12 protein-coding genes are annotated in these 17,640 nt (G+C 51.1%); 4 read left to right on the top strand and 8 right to left on the bottom strand.

Annotated elements, in window-relative coordinates:
• Positions 1–78 precede the first annotated feature (78 nt).
• Entirely contained in the window at positions 79–1,845 is a 1,767-nt protein-coding gene (locus NXS97_RS01685; RefSeq protein WP_013028054.1) for a sensor domain-containing phosphodiesterase, read from the bottom strand.
• An 820-nt stretch (positions 1,846–2,665) separates the two neighbouring features.
• Between NXS97_RS01685 and NXS97_RS01690 the strand changes: the two genes are divergently transcribed.
• Positions 2,666–2,905 (top strand): hypothetical protein, encoded by a 240-nt coding sequence (locus NXS97_RS01690; RefSeq protein WP_014598192.1) that lies wholly within the window; start codon positions 2,666–2,668, stop codon positions 2,903–2,905.
• A 267-nt stretch (positions 2,906–3,172) separates the two neighbouring features.
• Here the strand turns inward: NXS97_RS01690 and NXS97_RS01695 are convergent, their stop codons facing one another.
• Positions 3,173–3,943, bottom strand: a complete 771-nt coding sequence (locus NXS97_RS01695) for a DeoR/GlpR family DNA-binding transcription regulator (protein ID WP_014333036.1) — start codon at positions 3,941–3,943, stop codon at positions 3,173–3,175.
• 486 nt (positions 3,944–4,429) lie between these two features.
• A complete protein-coding gene (locus NXS97_RS01700) occupies positions 4,430–5,623 on the bottom strand; it encodes a diguanylate phosphodiesterase (protein WP_014333035.1) in 1,194 nt (397 codons plus the stop codon).
• A 689-nt stretch (positions 5,624–6,312) separates the two neighbouring features.
• On the opposite strand from NXS97_RS01700, the gene NXS97_RS01705 reads away from it, so the two are divergent.
• Complete coding sequence (locus tag NXS97_RS01705; protein ID WP_116220095.1) at positions 6,313–8,109, top strand: EAL domain-containing protein; 1,797 nt, start codon at positions 6,313–6,315, stop codon at positions 8,107–8,109.
• Between the two features lie 47 nt (positions 8,110–8,156).
• Here NXS97_RS01705 and NXS97_RS01710 read toward each other — a convergent pair whose 3' ends face one another.
• The 5 genes from NXS97_RS01710 to NXS97_RS01730 all read right to left on the bottom strand — a co-directional run bounded on the left by NXS97_RS01710 (position 8,157) and on the right by NXS97_RS01730 (position 13,845).
• Entirely contained in the window at positions 8,157–8,828 is a 672-nt protein-coding gene (locus NXS97_RS01710) for a hypothetical protein (protein WP_014333033.1), read from the bottom strand.
• A 260-nt stretch (positions 8,829–9,088) separates the two neighbouring features.
• Complete coding sequence (locus NXS97_RS01715) at positions 9,089–9,604, bottom strand: GrpB family protein (protein ID WP_116220094.1); 516 nt, start codon at positions 9,602–9,604, stop codon at positions 9,089–9,091.
• Positions 9,605–9,619: 15 nt separating this feature from the next.
• A complete protein-coding gene (rluF, locus tag NXS97_RS01720; RefSeq protein ID WP_014598194.1) occupies positions 9,620–10,492 on the bottom strand; it encodes a 23S rRNA pseudouridine(2604) synthase RluF in 873 nt (290 codons plus the stop codon).
• A gap of 208 nt (positions 10,493–10,700) precedes the next feature.
• The gene (locus NXS97_RS01725) at positions 10,701–12,677 is read right to left on the bottom strand and encodes an autotransporter outer membrane beta-barrel domain-containing protein (protein WP_116220093.1); all 1,977 of its coding nucleotides are present in this window, start codon (positions 12,675–12,677) and stop codon (positions 10,701–10,703) included.
• Positions 12,678–12,966: 289 nt separating this feature from the next.
• Positions 12,967–13,845: a MurR/RpiR family transcriptional regulator gene (locus NXS97_RS01730; RefSeq protein WP_014598196.1), complete on the bottom strand. Its 879-nt coding sequence runs from the start codon at positions 13,843–13,845 to the stop codon at positions 12,967–12,969.
• A 499-nt stretch (positions 13,846–14,344) separates the two neighbouring features.
• On the opposite strand from NXS97_RS01730, the gene NXS97_RS01735 reads away from it, so the two are divergent.
• Entirely contained in the window at positions 14,345–16,474 is a 2,130-nt protein-coding gene (locus NXS97_RS01735; protein WP_044035655.1) for a TonB-dependent siderophore receptor, read from the top strand.
• Positions 16,461–17,597, top strand: a complete 1,137-nt coding sequence (locus NXS97_RS01740; RefSeq protein ID WP_116220092.1) for an ABC transporter substrate-binding protein — start codon at positions 16,461–16,463, stop codon at positions 17,595–17,597. Before NXS97_RS01735 ends, NXS97_RS01740 begins: the two co-directional genes overlap by 14 nt.
• Positions 17,598–17,640 lie beyond the last annotated feature (43 nt).

Here is a 17,640-nt window from a genome sequence, read left to right on the forward strand (position 1 = left end):
CTGAAGCGCTGCTGGCAAAACCCCCTGAAGCAGGCTGTCCTGCTTTTCAGGCGACACTGACTGTCGCCTTCAGGGCATTTACTTCTGCAGCAACCAGTGTTCGATATCGCTGGCCGGGAGCGGCTTCGAAAAGAAGTAACCCTGTATCTGGTCACAACCGTATTGCTTCAGCAAACTCAACGTGGCTTCAGTTTCAACGCCTTCTGCCAGTACCGTATAGTTCAGCTCTTTCAACATCATGATAATACTCCGCACGATGATTCTTGACGCATGATCGCCATCCATTCGGCCAATTAAAGACATATCGACCTTAATGACATCTAGCGGTATTTCCTGCAGATAACTGATATTACTGTAGCCCGTACCGAAGTCGTCCAGTGAAATAACAAATCCCTGAGCTTTAAGCGCCTCCAGCCCGTTAATGGCGATATCACTCTCCGTAATGAGCTCGTTTTCCAGACACTCAATGCCCAGTAGTGCTGTCGGCAAGGCTGCCGCCTGCATTTTACTGGCTAAGCCAGAAGCAAACTCTGGTCTGGAAAAGTCACGCTCGCTGACGTTCACGGATACCGGGATAAGTTCAAACTCGTTGTTCCATTGCTTAAGCTGAATAATGACGCGATCGATAACCCAGTCAGTGAGGACAGAAATCAGGTTGGTTTTAATGGCCAGCGGTATAAAGTCGGCCGGAAACAGTTCGCCTCTCTCTGGGTGGTGCCAGCGGATCAAAGCCTCAAGCCCTACGGTTTTTCCCGTTTTTAAACAGACCTTTGGCTGATAAGCGAGGTACAGGCCTTCATCTTTTTTAAGCGCCTGAGCCAGATCGTTCATAATCAAAAAATCTTCAGTGCGACGCGAATCATAAGCATGATCGAACGTCATGGCGCCCATGTTTTGATGGATACATTCGTGTAATGCACTGACCGCCTGGCGCACCACTTCATTCGCATCGATGTCGCGGGAAACAAACTCTGTCTCACCCGTATAAACATCAATATCAATCGTAATGTTATCCGCTAAATCTGCTTTAAGGCTGGTTAATACCTCAACGGTGCTTTGCGCATTATAACCACCAAGATAAGGTTGTATTAACGCAAACCGGCCGGGCGCAAATGAATACAGCATGTCATCTGACTGCAGTTGAAGACGAACACCGACCAGTCCGGCAATTTGTCTGAGCAGGTTTTCTACCGGCGCAATGCCAAAAGTACGGGATAACTCATACGCCTGTGGAATATCAAGGCAGTCGATGAGGATCAGGCGAAAACGACGATCGGGATTATTGACGGCCAACTGCTGCATGTCGCGAATAAGTCGGGGCCGGTTGGGTAAAAGCGTGATCAGGTCCGTGAAACTGGCAAGATTCCAGGCATCCAGAAAAGAACTAACCAGTTTTGCCAGCGACTTTAAGGTGTCCAGTTGCTCATCACTAAACGTATGAGGCTTTGTGTCAGTCACGCAAAGCGTGCCTAAAACCAGCCCTTCCAGATTAGATAACGACACGCCTGCATAAAACCGAATGTGCGGCTCACCCTCAACAAGTGGATGAAAGGTAAAGCGGTTATCCTGTAATGTGTCCTGCACAACGAGCTGTCCGTCACCGTCAATCACGTGACGACAAAGGGAAACTTCTCGTGCGGATTCTTTAAGATTGAAATTACGGGAAACCTTAATATATTGATTTTTATCATCAATAATAGAAATAAAACTGCCTGAAATGCCCAGTACCTGCGCGGCAAGATGAACAAACTTTTCCAGCACCTCATCCCTGGTAACATCAGGTGACAAAAGTGCTTTAACCGCTTTGAGACGATTTTCGTCATTGCCACTTTGATTATTGTGCACAACAGCCTCCCCTTGTGCGGGTGCAAAAACGCAGAAACTAATTTAGCCTAAATTTAAATATTTAGCGCCCTGTTAAAGGACGATTTATCGCAAACAAGGGCTATGCGAGACTGTATAACATGACCGGAACTTTTTTCTAAGATTTTTAACGAGAAACCGCGCCGTCAGCCTCGCGCCTGGCGTTTTCAGCTATGTCGATATCACACATGACTGCAAGCCAAAGTGAAGCAATCGAATAAACGACCTGATTATTCAGGGCATATTTATCATTCACCTCATCAAAAGCGCAGCTGCCTGCCTGAATAACCTCAGGCTATAACATGAAAATGCGTTCAGCTGTTGCGCTTACCGCTCTGTCAGCGATCTCTTCAGATCGTTTTGTGTAACGCGTTACCGCCTCATTCTCTGAGCCTGACGGGGCGGAAGCGAAAATGGCGGCTCATGCACAAGCATAAAACGCGCGCTACCCTGTTGCTGAAGCCAACAACACCAACCGCGATCATATGGCTATAAATAGTCAAGATGTCGCAGGCCACCTGTCGCGTCTTTTCTGTCTGATTTATCGACGCATAAGGTAACGCCTGTCCTGCTGCCCTTTCCTTTCTTCTGCACCGCTGTCAACAGGCCTTCGAAATCTGTCCTTCCCGTAGTAAGCTACGCCCTACAGCCAATATGGGTCATGTCCATTGAGCGTTGAGCGTTGAGCGTTGAGCGTTGAGCAATGACGAAAGCTGACGGTAACCCGTTTGACTATAATTAACAGATTTAAAACCCCTGCCAGATGGCTTCGTTTATGGGCTGGGTGTTCAGGAATGGAAGTATGCTGACTGAAGAACAGTTGAATCACATTGTCACCCACCCCGACGACGTTTCTCATCAGGTTGTGGCAATGGCAAAAGAGTTACTGGCCTACCGGGCCGCTTTCGCGCGGCCCTATGCAGTCATAGAACCTTTGGGGATGACCTACATCGGCGATGAAAATGCAGCCATGGTCTGGCACCCAAAACATGGTGAAGACGGCGATACACGCTTGTATCTCAAACCCCTGATAGACGAGTAACGCTCGCTGGCGGGATAACGGTTGCGTGACCCAGGCGCGTATTTTATCAGCCGGTTCAGCGATGTCGTGTTCTGGCGCCAACCCTGGTACCTGCCTGACGCATTTATCCTGTCGCAAACCCTTAACCCTTTCTCAGCCGCGCGCTCCTCTGGGCAAATCTTGATGCCATGCCCGGGCAATAATCTGTGCCACGCGGTTAACGCGCTGTTCCGTCACGCACTCATCCGCACCCGATGGGTCTGCAACACCGCCATAGGCAACGGCGTGTTACACGGGTTCCGCGATCGTCAGCGCAGGGAGTGGGTTTGACAGCAACCTTTGCCGGATCTCATTATCCAGGTTGGCATCGGTGACAATATCCGTAAGCTCCTTCAAATGCACCACGTTGAACAGCGACCATGCGCCGTATTTTGAGCTGTCTGCCAGTAAAATTCGGCGCTGGGCGTTCCTGATCAGGTCCCGTTTGAGCGCGGCCTTTTCTTCTGTAGGCGACGTCACGCCCTTAACCCCATCCCATCCGTTACCGCTCAGGAAGGCAATGTCCGGATGAATATTATTAAGCAGTTTTCGCCCGTGGTCACCAATGCAGGACTGGCTGCTTTCATCAATGCGACCGCCAATAATTGTCACTTCAATCTGTTTGAACTCAGACAAAAACAGCGCGATATGGAGATCGTTGGTGATCACACGCAAAGGCATATGGGTAATCTGTCGCGCCAGCTCAAACATGGTAGTACCGGCGTCCAGTATCACCGCATCACCGGCTTTGATAAAACTGGCCGCAACGCGGGCAATCGCGTGTTTCTCAGCCAGATTGCGCGACGACTTTTCCAGCGTCGTGGGCTGAGAAGGGATAAACCGGTTCAGGGTAACGCCGCCATGCGTGCGACTGACGACACCTTCGTGATCGAGTTTAATCAGATCGCGTCTTATGGTCGCAGGTGACGCACCGGTCACCGTAACAAGCTGTTCAACCGTGACCAGATTGTTGCCTTTAAGATAATTCATGATCGATTCTAAGCGACTGTTTTCTTTCATGTTATGTGTACCTGAACAGGTTTTTATTTTCCGTAATGCTGCCATGATCGCAAACTGTGCTTTTTGTGTCCAGGTAATCTCTGGAAAGGTGATTAACTCAGCTCACTGGTGAGTAATACCGCTTTATGCGCCCGCCTCCTGACCACCCTGCTCAGACTGTTCAGGTAAAATCGTTTTAATTTCTCTGACGAAAAGTGGAGACATTAAATATTGTCGCGGAGTACGAGGAATCGTTATTCGTCCCTTTCGCAACACCACACCCGCACTCTTGCTGGCTGCCTGACGATTAACAATGACTCGCGATAGAAGATAGCGGATGGGTAAAAATGGCGATATTCAGGCTGAATTCAAAATGCGTAGCAGGAGAGAAGGATAATACAGGGCGGGTACGTAGAGCATAAGTGGAATAACAGCAGCGTTCCGTGCTGCCAGGAATAGATTCCCGATAAACGTTCAGACTATGCCGTTATAACGGCATGAGCATACTTACATGGCGTCACGATATTCTGGCCAGGCAACCGCATCGGACTGCCCCGAATCTGGCGACGCAAACAGACTACCCTGAAAGTTGATCACGCCCGCGGCTTCCAGCCACATCCACTCTTCCGCTTTCACGATGCCTGCGGCAATTACCGTGATTTCTAATGCTGAACAGCATTTGATGATCGCCTGAACAACTGCCTGTTTCGGGCCGCTTCGATGAACATCCGTGGTGATACTGGAATCAATACGAATGCGATCGGGCTGAATGTGGGTCAGTAATGACAATCCCGCCGATCCCGCACCGAAGTTATCAACGGACAGGCTGATACCGGCGGCTTTAAGCTCCCTGACAGCCACGGAAAATGCTTCCAGCCGTGAAATAACTTCGGTTTCACTGACGCCAATGACCACCTGCTCCGGCACCAGACCTGAGGCGTTGATGGTTGCAACAATTTTGGCAACGGCGTCCGGCACGACCACCAGCGTCATAGGAAGCAGGCTGACATACAGGGTCATTTCATCCGGACAGGCCCTGCCTGCCATCTCGAAAGCTTTAATCACGGCATCAAGGTCGGCATCATGTAACTTTTTATCCGACCCATTGGGATCGCTGCCGCTGTGGCGCGTATCCGTAATCGCCTCAATAGCCGTCACCTGCCTGGCAAGGGGATCAACAACCGGTCGGAAGGTGATACCCGAAGGAGAGGATTTTGCCGCGCTTGAGGCAGGCGCTTCAGGAATGAATTCCCAGTATTCTGACGGTAATACCTCGTAGTAGTTTTCTTTTTCACGCGCTTCTACGAAGGTACGCAGGAACTGCAGCGCTCTGTCAGCATAGGTCAGCTGATATTTGGAGGTGCCTTTATCGAGAACCGCCTGAAGCACGGTTGAACGATCGTGTTCACGCAAATCGAACAACTCCATTCCGGCGTTACCGAAGCGACGGGATGGCGCGTAGTCACGCATCAGTTCTACCACGTTGTGATGTCGGCGATCGGCACAGATACGTTGGTAAATAGCAAGAACGCCCTCTTCCGGGCCTTCCAGCAACTGGAAGAAATGTGTGCCATTAAACAACAAAATGCCTGTCACTTCATGGGAAGCATTAAGTATGCTGGCATCATCCACCATTCCTGGAAGCGTCTTAACAGGAACGTCATCCGAAATGTGGCTGCGATAAATAATGGTGGTCAGCAAAGGGCAGCTCCAACGTCGTCGTGATTGTAGAAGATAGCTTATCAGTTATTGTCCAAACATGCAGGTATCGGTTCGCGAACAGGCACAATAATTTACATTAATATACTACGGTGACGACGCTTCATCGCGGCACGATCCGGATTAATCTTGTGGCGTCGTGAAACCTATTCATTAAGGTTATTTATTTAAAAATGCCTATTCACCGTAAAGATCCCGACATGGCTTATTGGTTGACTTTAACGCCTCGTTACCGCCCGCCATTGAGACAAGATAATGCCTTGTATTAGCTGACATTGCAGACGTAACCATTGAGTGCCATCCCGTCAGGCGGGGTAATGCACAACGCATAAATGACATAAGACCCGGCATGTATACATTAAAAAAAACGAACAATACCTGAAATTTAATTTAAGGCTGAATGATAAAATAAAAGTGAATCGTTTGATTAAAATGGCCGCACTATTATTTATAATATTTCAGCGTCAAACTTTTTAACCAAAAAACAACGCCAAAATACGGATACAATTTGCATTAAGTAAAAAGACATGAAAACTTTATAATTCCTACACTCACTCTCCACAAGAAATAAATTAATTGCTTTTGCCTTTTATATTGATTGGGTTTTATTTCCAGCATTTGTCGTACACTCTTTTTTTGCAGTTCTATTCAGCAAACGGGCAGGAGCGGGAATGTCTATGGAATACACTAAAAAGGAACCTCACCGCACCAGTGAAAAAAATGCACTCAGCATTTCCGATCGCGGCCGGGATGAAGGTCTGAAGAAATTTCTGCGTCTGGCCAGCCAGCTGCTGGGCACCCATGGAAGTTATATTACCGTTCTGACCGATGAACAGCATATTGTTCGCGCCAGTTATAATATTGAGCTGCAAGATTCATCTCGCGAGCAGGCCTTGTGCCGGCACGTGGTCGAAGGCGGCGCAACGGTCGTTGTCACGGATACCTGCCGTGATGCACGTTTTGCTCATCATCCGTTAATAACGCATGCGCCTTTCATCCGCTTTTATGTCGGCACGCCGCTAAAAAACAAAAATGGCCTGATGCTGGGGACGCTGTGCGTAACGGATACGGTACCGCGCCCTTTCGACAACCAGCAAAAAAATATCTTTGAATCCCTGGCAGCGTTAGTTATCGCATTCCTTGACGCCTGGCACTCTGCGGCTTTTGTCGAACCGGTTACTGGCCTGGCGAATCGGGAACGTCTTGTTCGTGATATACAGCTCCTTGCTAATCTGAACGACACGGCTTCTCGCCGTCTGGTGCTGATTGACTGTATCGATATGTCACGCGCGTTCGAATTATCCCGATCGTTAGGTATGGCATCGCTGGAGTCGTTGCTTAAAGATGTGGCGACGCTTCTGCCTTTACGCCTTCGACCAATCAGTGGCGGCCTGCTTTATACTATCGCCACCGGGCGTTTTGCGATTTTAACCCATACTGACAGCCACATCAGTGCGCGCTGGGTGGTCGAGCGTCTTAATGGAATCAGTGCTGATGTCGGTGATGGTCTGACTATGGCCCTGACCACCTGCGTCGGGCAAACAGATTTTGTTGCCGGTGATGCCCCCGCCCATGAGGTTCTCCGACGAGCAGTCAATGCGCTGGAATATGAGAGTGACCAAAAGGTCTCGCCGTTTCGTCTTGATGAATTAAGCGATTCAGGCTGTGCGCCAGATTTTACCCTGATGAGCGAACTGGCAGAAGCCTTACGACACAATCACGGTTTATATTTAGTTTTCCAGCCCAAGGTATGCCTGAAAAGCGGCAAACCTGTGGGCCTTGAAGCACAGATGCGCTGGCACCATCCGTTGCGCGGCGACCTGCCGGCAGATAATTTTGCCACGCTGGCTGAGGGAACAGAGCTGGACAAACAGCTCACAGCCTGGCTGGTCGACCGCGCTATTTGCCGCCTTAAGCGTCTCCGGCATCACCCTATTCAGTTACCTGTAACGATAAGTCTTCACGAGCGAGATGTTGCTGACGTCGCTTTTGCAGAAAAGCTGGCGGAGAAAATGCTAAAGGCAGGGCTGCCGGTCTCACTGCTCATCATCAAGATAGTGAAAACGGAGCATATCATTGACAGTCCGGCCGCCATGCTGGGGCTGGAAATGCTCAGACGTCTGGGATTCAGTATGTCGTGGGAGGATGCCGCTAAAGGCTATAGCAAAATACGCTACCTTCGCCAAAGCCCGCCTGTCATCATCAAGCTTAATAACGTCCTGGCAAACGCGATCAATGCAAAAATCACTTCACGTCTGATAGCGCACAGTATTTTTAGCACCTTAAAAGAGTTTAATACGATCGTCTTAGCGGATGAAACCGGCTTTCACGCTGCGACGTCACCCCTTGCCGCTCCCCCGCAAGATAATGATGTCGCATATGAATATTTCAATATCAAGCCCATGGCCGAAACTGAACTGGATGCCTGGCTGCGTTGGAAGTTACCTGGCGAGCCTTCCGGACACTAACAGTTTACCCTTCTGAACGGATTGCGAGGAGAGGTCTGGCCGATTGTTTATTTCTTTGCCAAATAACGTTTATTGTCACGCGCCTGAATACGCGCTTCCACGGGCGAGGGAAAAATATAATTATACAGGTCACGATACAGGCTCAAATGCTTGATCACGCCTTCACGAATGGTTTTTGTCATATCATTCACTAAAAAGTCACAGGTAGTCTGAAAACTTCCCATTTTAAAAAAGGCTTTATCAAAAACCGTGACTGTTCCTTCCCATTTCATCAGGTACTCATCTCGCGTCGCATCGTGGCTGGCAATAAACAGACCTTTATGGGATTTAACACCGTGGTTGCCAACATACGTCACCGGAGAATCATAACCGCGTTTGCTGCGCCAGCGGCAAAATTCATAAGGAACATCATAATGCGGCAAAATAAAATCGGGGCAGCGAAAGTGCGCGTCGCTTAATAAGCCATCGAGCGTGACAGAAAAATGCAAAAAATCCTGCATGAAATCGAACTGCCGCGTTTTAGTATATTCAACATGGATGTTGAAATTACCGGATAATACGTACCAGTAATTAGTAAATCCGTTGACCAGAATACAAAAAACCTGCCAGTCACTGAGACGACGATCCCCCGCTAACCCTCTGAAACGACTGATCATCAACCTTGATTTTGGATGCTGATACGCTTTAAGTAACGGATCATTCATACCTTTCAGTAACATCAGGCCCACTCCTTAGTAATTTGGCTTATCCTGCCATGTCGTTTTCATCCTGAAAAGGTGGCGTCTTCTGATTATGCTGCCTGAGGCACTGGCCTGACGCTTTCTCGCACGCATTGGCTGTTCCCACATGCTTTATCTCATCGTTTCAGGCACTTTCGCCAAACGCCAGTACGCGCTTGCTGCTGAATGAAAAAGTGTAGAGGGCAGAAACACAATTTCAGAAAAGTTGCGGGTAATGGAGAGCGAGGCTGTGGAAGAAATCAGAAGGGAAAGAGCGCCAGTGCGCGTTGCTGATGAAACTGAATAAAATCATGTTTTAATGCGCAATAGATCTTCATATCGCCCTGGCAGGCACGTTGTGCGGCGTATTTGACCGCAGCATATTCATGGCGAATCGCGGGAAAGTGTCGCAAATAATCCCGAAACGCCAGGTGCCGTATGATATGCGGACTCCCCGGGAGAAAAGCATGAATCTGGTGGGTCCGCGCCTGAACACCTTTAGTAAAATAGCGTCTTCCCGGAATACCGTTTTCTCCGCGCGGTTGATAGCCTGCCTGTATTAGCCCAGACTCTGCTGTTGGCGCATCAGGATTCATCACTTCTGCCAGAATATCGATGACAGGTTTGGCTGATAACCCTTCAACAGCCGTACTGCCAATGTGGTGGACAGCCACAAGATGCTCACCCAATGCCGCCGCGATAACGGCAGCTTCGGTAGAAAAGTGATCCGCCCATTCGGGCCGGTATTCACGGATAATCAAAGGGAAACGATTCATTGATGCGCATCCGTTCTAGCGCCCTTTTTTCTTACGACCCGGCTGGGTAAAGCGCTTGCGTGACGCCGGTTTATCCTCTGACTTTTCGCCCTGTTTAACGGCATTTTTTGCCGGTTTCTTTGCCGCCGGACTCTTCTGTGGTGTTTTCTTCGCTGGCTTGTCTTCTGAAGAGGAATTTTCGAGTAACTTAAACAGTTCAACCCGTTCATCATCCGTGAGATCGCGCCATTCTCCTAAAGGGATCCCTTTAAGATTGACGTTCATGATGCGCGTGCGTTCAAGCTTAGTCACTTCATAGCCAAAGTGTTTGCACATGCGACGGATTTGCCGGTTAAGCCCTTGAACCAGCGTAATACGAAACACGTAAGGCGCTTCTTTCTTTACTTTGCATTTTTTGGTTACCGTACCCAACATGGGAACACCTGACGCCATGCCCGCGATGAATTCGTCGGTGACAGGCTTATCGACGGTCACCACATATTCCTTTTCGTGATTGTTGCCGGCACGCAAAATTTTATTGACCAGATCGCCATGGTTGGTCAGGAAAATTAAGCCCTGAGAATCTTTATCAAGCCGACCAATAGGGAAAACGCGCTTGCTGTGATTGACAAAATCACTGATGTTATCGCGCTCGCCTTCTTCCATAGTGGTAATAATGCCGGTTGGCTTGTTCAGCGCAATCAGCACCAAATCATCTTCATCACGTGGCTCAATTAACTGACCATTCACTTTTACGACATCGCCTGCAAAGACCTGGGCACCTACCGCCGCGCGCTTGCCATTGATGAAAACGTTGCCTTGTTCGATAAAGCGATCGGCATCGCGGCGGGAGCATATTCCGCTCTCACTGATGTATTTATTGAGCCGTGTAGATGATTGGGTCAGCATGGTTCCTCCAAAAACGCGCACTATACCTTACCGAAACCCGCTTGCGAAGCGGGATCCGTCAAACTTTCTGAGCCGTTCACCCTCCCTCAGCCAGGTAACGATTTATCTCGTGGCGGTGACCTCAGGACACAGGCCGGGGTATCCGTCAGTCCAGCGCCCGGGTTCATGGGCAAGCAAACTTTTATCGCGTCCCTGCGACAACATCCTCTTAAAAACGAGCGCTCAGGCCCAGGTTCCATGTGACGTCGCGATAATCACGGTCACCCACCACCGTCGAAACAGCGGCAAATGCGGTCACCGCCTCGCCCAAGGGCACATTGGCGCCAACGGCCATATCCACCCAGTCTTTATCCTGGCCGGCGCTGGTGCGCCGGAAGGTGGTGCGGGTAGATTTTAACCCCGCGCTCACGGCTGAGTCGGTGTCGCCAAACTGGTGGTTATAGCTGACCTGTGCCCAGGGGTTTATCCATAATCCTTGGGTGTCGATACGCCAGCCCGCTGCGCCAATCTGTGAGTGCCGCGTTTGATCGGAGAAACGCATGGCGCTGCTGCTGTCGCCCCGTTCCTGATAAGCATCTGCCTGCACGTAGTCCAGTGCATAGCTGGCTACCGGACCGGTAGTGATGACCTCGCCTAACGGTAAATCCCAGCCTGTCTGGACGCGCAGCCCCATCAGTTTACCCCCGCTGCTTCCCTGCTCCGTTCGCGTTGCAGGTCCAAGTTTTATCCGCCGTTCTATTGCGTCGTAATCCAGATCCGCATAGTGGACGTCGGCGTTAAGCCAGAGCCGATCCATCAGCTGCAGCTGGCTCCAGAGCGCAACCATATTGCCACGCAGTCGGTAATCATACCGATCAGAGGGATGCTGGCGTTGACTGGCGGTCGACAGCAACGCACCGGCCTGCCAGTTATCGCTCAGTTGATAACCGATGCCCACAGACAGGTTGGCGGTATCGGTGTCGCCATCATTGAAAACATCGTTTTTATTGCGGGCATGCTGACCGGCATAACCGCCAAATACGGTGAACTGACCGGCCTCAGCGGGTTGCTTGCGCTGCTGCTGAAGATGACCATCCAGTGTGTTGTGCATGTCATGCAGCATGGCCAGCGGGGCCTGCGTCAGCACCGCAACCTGCGCGGGTGCATCCAGAATCGACTGAATGTAGTCGGCAATGATGGCATGTACCGCCGGACTGGGATGAAGGCGATCGGCGAACAGATAATTTTGCTGGGACGAAAAACCTGCTGTTGATGAGGTACAGTCAACGGAGGAGGTTCCGGGCGGACAGGCCATGCCTGCGGTATTACTCAATCCATAAACCGCGGGGTTGTCGATGACTTCACTAAAGAGCCCATTAATATCAACCCGGACGATATTTCCCTGGGTATTTGCCAGCGCGTTTTCCTCCAGCTGATTGTACCGCGCCGTCAAGGCTGCCGCCTGAGCGCTCAGCTGTTGCCAGGCGGCGAATAACTGCTGTGCAATCAGATCGCGAACCGCCGGGACACCGGAGAGTTGTCCGGCTGCCTGATTGAACGCAGCCTCAATAGCCTGCTGTCTGGCGGCACTGTTGGGCGTTGCGGCAGCATCCAGTGACTGAAAGGCAGCGGACACGGCTGCGGCACTAAACGGCTGAAGAATCGCCTCGATCAGCGCGGGCGTGGCACCTACGTTAGGGACTGTCGGCACAATCACGGTGCCAGCGCCAGCATTGAGCAGCGCTTTCACCTGACTGGCGGCCGCACCGGCACTGTTGTCAATGAGGGTGGTTGCCAGCGGAGGAAGCGCAACGGCTGCGGCCAGGTCGTTACCGCCTATCCAGTGAATATATAATCCGTTGGGATCGGCCCGACCGTTGTTCGATGCGAGGTAACGCGCCACCTGATCCTGAGTATTAAACTGCGGATTAATAGCGGGTACGGCAACGGCCCCGCCTGCCGCGTAGTTGCTGCCGCCCTGGGAAGAAGGCTGGAGCGTAAGCCCTGCCTGCCGCGCAAGGATTTCGTCATACAGCGGATTGGTTGCAGAATTATAGGTAAACCGACCCACATTTCCGGTATCGCTCAGGCTGTCACCGAATACGGTAAGACTGTCCCATGCCATGGCCGGCAGCGGTGTTGTCAGGGCACTCACCGTGGCCAGCGCCACTAAGGATACAGGAAACCACACACGCGCTCTCTTCATCATTTGCTCCGCTCAGGGATGTAACAAGGATGGATAAATCGAAGAACAGCAAATAACATCACGGCTCAGTAATAGCCGTTGAGAGTAAAAGGCTCCAGGTGAAAGCTGGGGTGCGCTCGCAAAAACGAAAACTTTTTTTATAATTCCGAAAAGTGCCAGCCGCACCTGCACCTGAGCCCGGAGCGCGAAAAACGTGCCCGGCGAGGCCAGGACGGAGGCAATGTCGTCAACCCTGGCGGCCGTGGACAGGCCTCATCAGGTTGGAGCTGTGTGACACCCAACAAAGGCGCTATTTTTTAGCCGCAGGCTTAAGCCCGCGGTAAAGGTCCTGCAGTCTTTTCATGGTCTTCACGGTGCGGTCAGGCAGGGAGGAGGCAACCGACAAAATCATCATCTCCAGGCAAACCATTACGGTGCCATGGAGCGGAATTCGCCCCTTCTCTCCACCGCGTGGAACATTGATTACCACATCCGCTTCGCGGGCAAAAAAGGAGTCAGTGGCATTCGTGAGTAAAATAATGGGCACGCCGAGTCTTTTGGCTTCACGCACCACGGTGCTTCCCTCACGGTGGGCAGACTTCTGCGCCATCATGATCAGCACATCGCCGCGCTGCAAGGCCAGCATTTGCTCCGCCAGCGCTATTCCTGCCCGATTAAGTGAGAATGACGCCAGGCCGATTCGGTTTAACAGGCGGGCGCTGTAGTCCGCAAGGATGCCTGAGGCATTGATGCCAAAAATGGCAACCTGACGGGCTTCGATCATCAATCCGGTAGCCTCGGCCAGCGCCTGACGGTTTTGCTCAGAGGATAAAACATGGCAGGCATGAAGATGCCCCTGCAAAACAAAGTCTATGGACGAGGTGACATCACGCGTTACGTCGTTGACCGTGGTTGTCATCTTCTCCTCTGACGACATGCCAGGGCCGAACCAGGCCTGCAGCACTTTTTTCAGATCGCGTAAGCCCGAAAACCCCAGCGCCTGGATTGCGCGGATAACGGTGGCGTCAGAGGTATGATTGGCGTCAGCAATATCCATCGCCGTGCTGTCAAGCACCGTTTCCCGGTTGCTATTGATGTAATGCGCGACAGCCAGAAGGCGTGGAGAGAGTTGATGCTCACGTGACCGGATACGCTCACCCACGATATCAACGCGGCTTTTAGTCTGCATTGCGATGATCGTCCGCCTTGTCATTTTCACTAGTAAACATGTGATGTTATTCCCGCACGTATTGATCCTGAAGCGACATGAGTGCCGGAAACCTGAATGCAGAAGGCTCCAATAAGCCGCATAAAGGATAATGTTTCTCATTTCCCGTCTGCAGATAATGGCCCTGCACAATGTAGTCAGCAAGCAATTTTATCGCCCGCAGAAACTCCTCCTGGGACAGCTTACGCGTTCACTCGCCCAGCATGAATTAAAAAAACCTTTAAATTCAATATATAAAGTCCTTCACGCACCGTTTTTACTGCATGCCAGGTAACATTTCAGAATGTAGTGAAAACCCTCTCTTTTCTGTTTACTACTACATCAGCCAATGATTGAATGATTATCAATTACAAAAAAGCGAGGGCGAGATGATGAGGTTATCTGCCCGTCGCTGAATAAATACACGCAATACACAGGGTTATTCCCTTTATTTCTGTCATTGATGATCAGCGAAAAAATAATGAAAAAACGTTCCAACGAGATTAAAAACCTGGGGATCCAGCAGGCAGTCATGCTGGCGATGTGTTCTGGCGCGTTGCTTGCCTCGGGTAAAGGCCTGGCGGCGGTCAGTGATAATACGGTGACGGTAACCAGTGACGCAGATCGTCACGATGGCTACACCATCCCCACCACCAGCGTGGCCAGCAAAGCCCCGGTGGCGCGTCTGGATGAGGCACAGTCTGTCAGTACCGTGACACAACAACAGCTTGATGACTACCAGGCCAGCAGCCTGAGTGATGCAATGCGTTTTGTCAGTGGCGTATCTGAAGCAAACACCCTGGCAGGCACGGAAGATGGCTTTGTGCGGCGCGGTTTTGGGAGTAATTCTGATGGGTCTGTTTATCGCGACGGCATCCGCAGCAGCCAGGGACTCAATCTGGATGCCACCACGGAACGCGTCGAGGTGCTAAAGGGTTCGGCTTCGTTACTCTACGGTATTCAGAATCCCGGTGGGATCATCAACGTGATCAGCAAAAAGCCGCAATATTCCTGGCACTCAGCGGTCAGTGGCCGCTACGCAAGCGAAGGCGGCGGTGCAGGTACGCTGGATGTTACGGGCCCACTGGGCAACGGCGTTGCCTTCAGGCTCATCGCGGAAAAACAACGCCAGGATTACTGGCGTAACTTTGGCAGTGATGAACACTCGCTGCTGGCTCCCTCTCTTCAGTGGTATGGGGAGAAGGCCAGCCTGTTAATCAGTTACAGCGATTATCGTTATGATATTCCCTACGATCGCGGCACAGCGTTTATCAACGGCTCACCCCTCTCACTGCCCTACAAACAGCGGCTGGACGATAAAGCCAATCATGCCTGGGGACGCAATCAGGCGCTGAACGCCCATTATGACTGGCAGTTCAACGACAGCTGGAGCACGCGCCTGACGCTTGGCTGGAATCAGCGCCGTTATGACAATAATGAGGTGCGGGTAACGGCCATTGATCCTGCCAGCGGCGTTGTCACCCGGCGCGCGGATGCCAATCGCGGCTTTAATCAAAAAACCAAATACGTCTCCTGGGATGTTCTGGGCAATCCGGAACTTTTTGGCATGACGCATGCGCTGGTGTTTGGCACCGATTATGAAATGAACCAAACCTATCGGGCGCATCAGTATCAGGGCAAGAATGACAGGCGCTTCAACTATTTCAATCCGGTTTATGACATGTTTTCTCCCGTCACCGACAGCACGACAGAGAATACGGCGAATGCCAACAACTTAAACCGTATCCACAGCCGCTCGGTTTATGTCAAAGACAGTATTTCGCTGACGTCCGACTGGATCGCCGTCGTGGGCGGGCGTTACCAACATTATGAGCAACGAGCTTCAAAAGGTTTTAACCCGGTCGTTCAGACACTGGATGATGAAGGGAATAAATTCCTGCCACAGGCCGGGCTGATTTATAAAATCACGCCAGATATTTCGCTCTACACCAGCATAAGTAAATCCTTTACCCCGTCAACCGATGTTGATGATGCGGGCAATGTCAGTCAACCCGAACAGGGAACGACATGGGAAGCAGGGAGCAAATGGCAAATCACCCCTCGCCTTTTCGCCTCGGTCGCCTTCTACAACATTGATGAAAGGCAGATGTCGTTGAGCATTAACGGCACCACCCGCCCTATTAACAAGGCGCGGTCTCAAGGGGTTGAGCTTGAGGTTAATGGTGAAGTGGCGCCCGACTGGGACATCAGTGCCAATTACAGTTATGACAATGCCGAAATCGTCGATGACAGAATTAATCCGGCCAACAACGGCCATCGCCTTCAGAATGCACCTGAACATGCCGGGGCGCTTTACCTGAGTCACAACCTGGTGATACGCAGTTTACCCGGTGATTTTCGTGTAGGTGGTGGCGCACGCTATGTTGGCAGTCGCGCCGGCGATCCGGATAACAGCTTCTCTTTGCCGGATTACGTTGTCGCTGACGGCTTTATTGCCTGGAACAATCAGCTACTGGGTAAAAAAACGCAGTTAAGACTGAATCTTAATAACCTGTTTAACAAACACTACTACACGTCGAGCGGCGGTAACCTGCGCGTACGTGAAGGTGAAACCCGTAACCTGATGGTGCAAGCCCGTGTTGAATTCTAATCCCTGCAAAACAATCTGGCGGCTCCTGCTCCTGCTGCTCTCCATGACAGTCAGCAGCGTCGCCTGGGGCAAGACGATTACTGATATTAATGGCGATCGGGTTGATATTCCCGATCGTCCTCAGCGTATTGTTCTCGGCGAAAGCAGAATGTTGTACACCTTCGCCATGCTGGAACCCGGCAATCCGTTCAAAAGGCTGGTCGGCTGGCCACAGGATCTGAAGAAGTATGACCGGCAAACATGGAATATTTTTGCGCACAAATTTCCAGAGATGCTCAGCATACCGTCGTTAGGTTTTGATGGAATAAATGATATTAATCCTGAACAGGTGATTGCGTTAAAACCAGACGTGGTGATCCTGCCCGAGCTCGCCCGCAGCAGTGATGCCGGGCAACGGCTGGAAAAGGCGTTGAAAGCGGCAAACATTCCCGTGGTTAAAATCGATTTGCGGGTCCATTTACTGCAAAACACCATGCGGAGTGTTGCCATCCTTGGGGATGTACTGGATCAGCCACAGCGTGCATCGGCGTTCAACCAGTTTTATCAGCAACATATGCAGGTTATTCAGCAGCGCCTTGCCCGTTATCAAGGCTCTAAACCTACCGTGCTGTTACAGCTCCACCTGGGCCGCCGCAATGAATGTTGCGTCACCGCTGTGAATGGCAGTCTCGGCGAGGTGTTGTCGCTGGCAGGGGGAGATAACATTGCCGGTAAAACCCTGGCTGGCGTTTTTGGCCGACTGAATGAAGAAGCCGTGATTGTCGCGCATCCGGATTTTTATTTTGCGACAGGTAGCGGAGACAGCGGCGATTCATCGGATCTGAAGATCGGTCCCGCCATCAGTTCGGCTGAAACACGCGCGTCCCTGATCCAGCTGACTGCGCAACAAAATGGCCTTAAGCAGCTTCGGGCCCTTCATAACGGTCATGCTGCCGCGCTGTGGCACAACTTTTATCTCAGCCCGTGGCACGTTGCGGCAGCGGAATTTTTTGCTAAAACCCTTTATCCGGATCGGTTTAAAGACGTTGATCCGGAACACACCCTGCAGCAGATATTCACCACGTTCCTGCCTGTTCCCTATTCAGGAACCTACTTTTATTCGCTGGAGAAAGCATCGCCTTAAAGCGCGGTCTGGCGGCAGACTGAACATCGCGCCGCCAGAACCG

Origin of the sequence: Pantoea sp. B623, from assembly GCF_024814475.1 — a bacterium.
GTDB classification, from domain to species: Bacteria; Pseudomonadota; Gammaproteobacteria; order Enterobacterales; family Enterobacteriaceae; genus Pantoea; species Pantoea ananatis.

Excerpts from the sequence above, each read along its gene's own strand:
- NXS97_RS01690 (WP_014598192.1), top strand. The coding sequence starts at position 2,666 with ATGCTGACTGAAGAACAGTTGAATCACATTGTCACCCACCCCGACGAC.
- NXS97_RS01695 (WP_014333036.1), bottom strand. The coding sequence starts at position 3,943 with ATGAAAGAAAACAGTCGCTTAGAATCGATCATGAATTATCTTAAAGGC.
- NXS97_RS01705 (WP_116220095.1), top strand. The coding sequence starts at position 6,313 with ATGTCTATGGAATACACTAAAAAGGAACCTCACCGCACCAGTGAAAAA.
- NXS97_RS01710 (WP_014333033.1), bottom strand. The coding sequence starts at position 8,828 with ATGTTACTGAAAGGTATGAATGATCCGTTACTTAAAGCGTATCAGCAT.
- NXS97_RS01715 (WP_116220094.1), bottom strand. The coding sequence starts at position 9,604 with ATGAATCGTTTCCCTTTGATTATCCGTGAATACCGGCCCGAATGGGCG.
- rluF (WP_014598194.1), bottom strand. The coding sequence starts at position 10,492 with ATGCTGACCCAATCATCTACACGGCTCAATAAATACATCAGTGAGAGC.
- NXS97_RS01725 (WP_116220093.1), bottom strand. The coding sequence starts at position 12,677 with ATGAAGAGAGCGCGTGTGTGGTTTCCTGTATCCTTAGTGGCGCTGGCC.
- NXS97_RS01730 (WP_014598196.1), bottom strand. The coding sequence starts at position 13,845 with ATGCAGACTAAAAGCCGCGTTGATATCGTGGGTGAGCGTATCCGGTCA.
- NXS97_RS01735 (WP_044035655.1), top strand. The coding sequence starts at position 14,345 with ATGAAAAAACGTTCCAACGAGATTAAAAACCTGGGGATCCAGCAGGCA.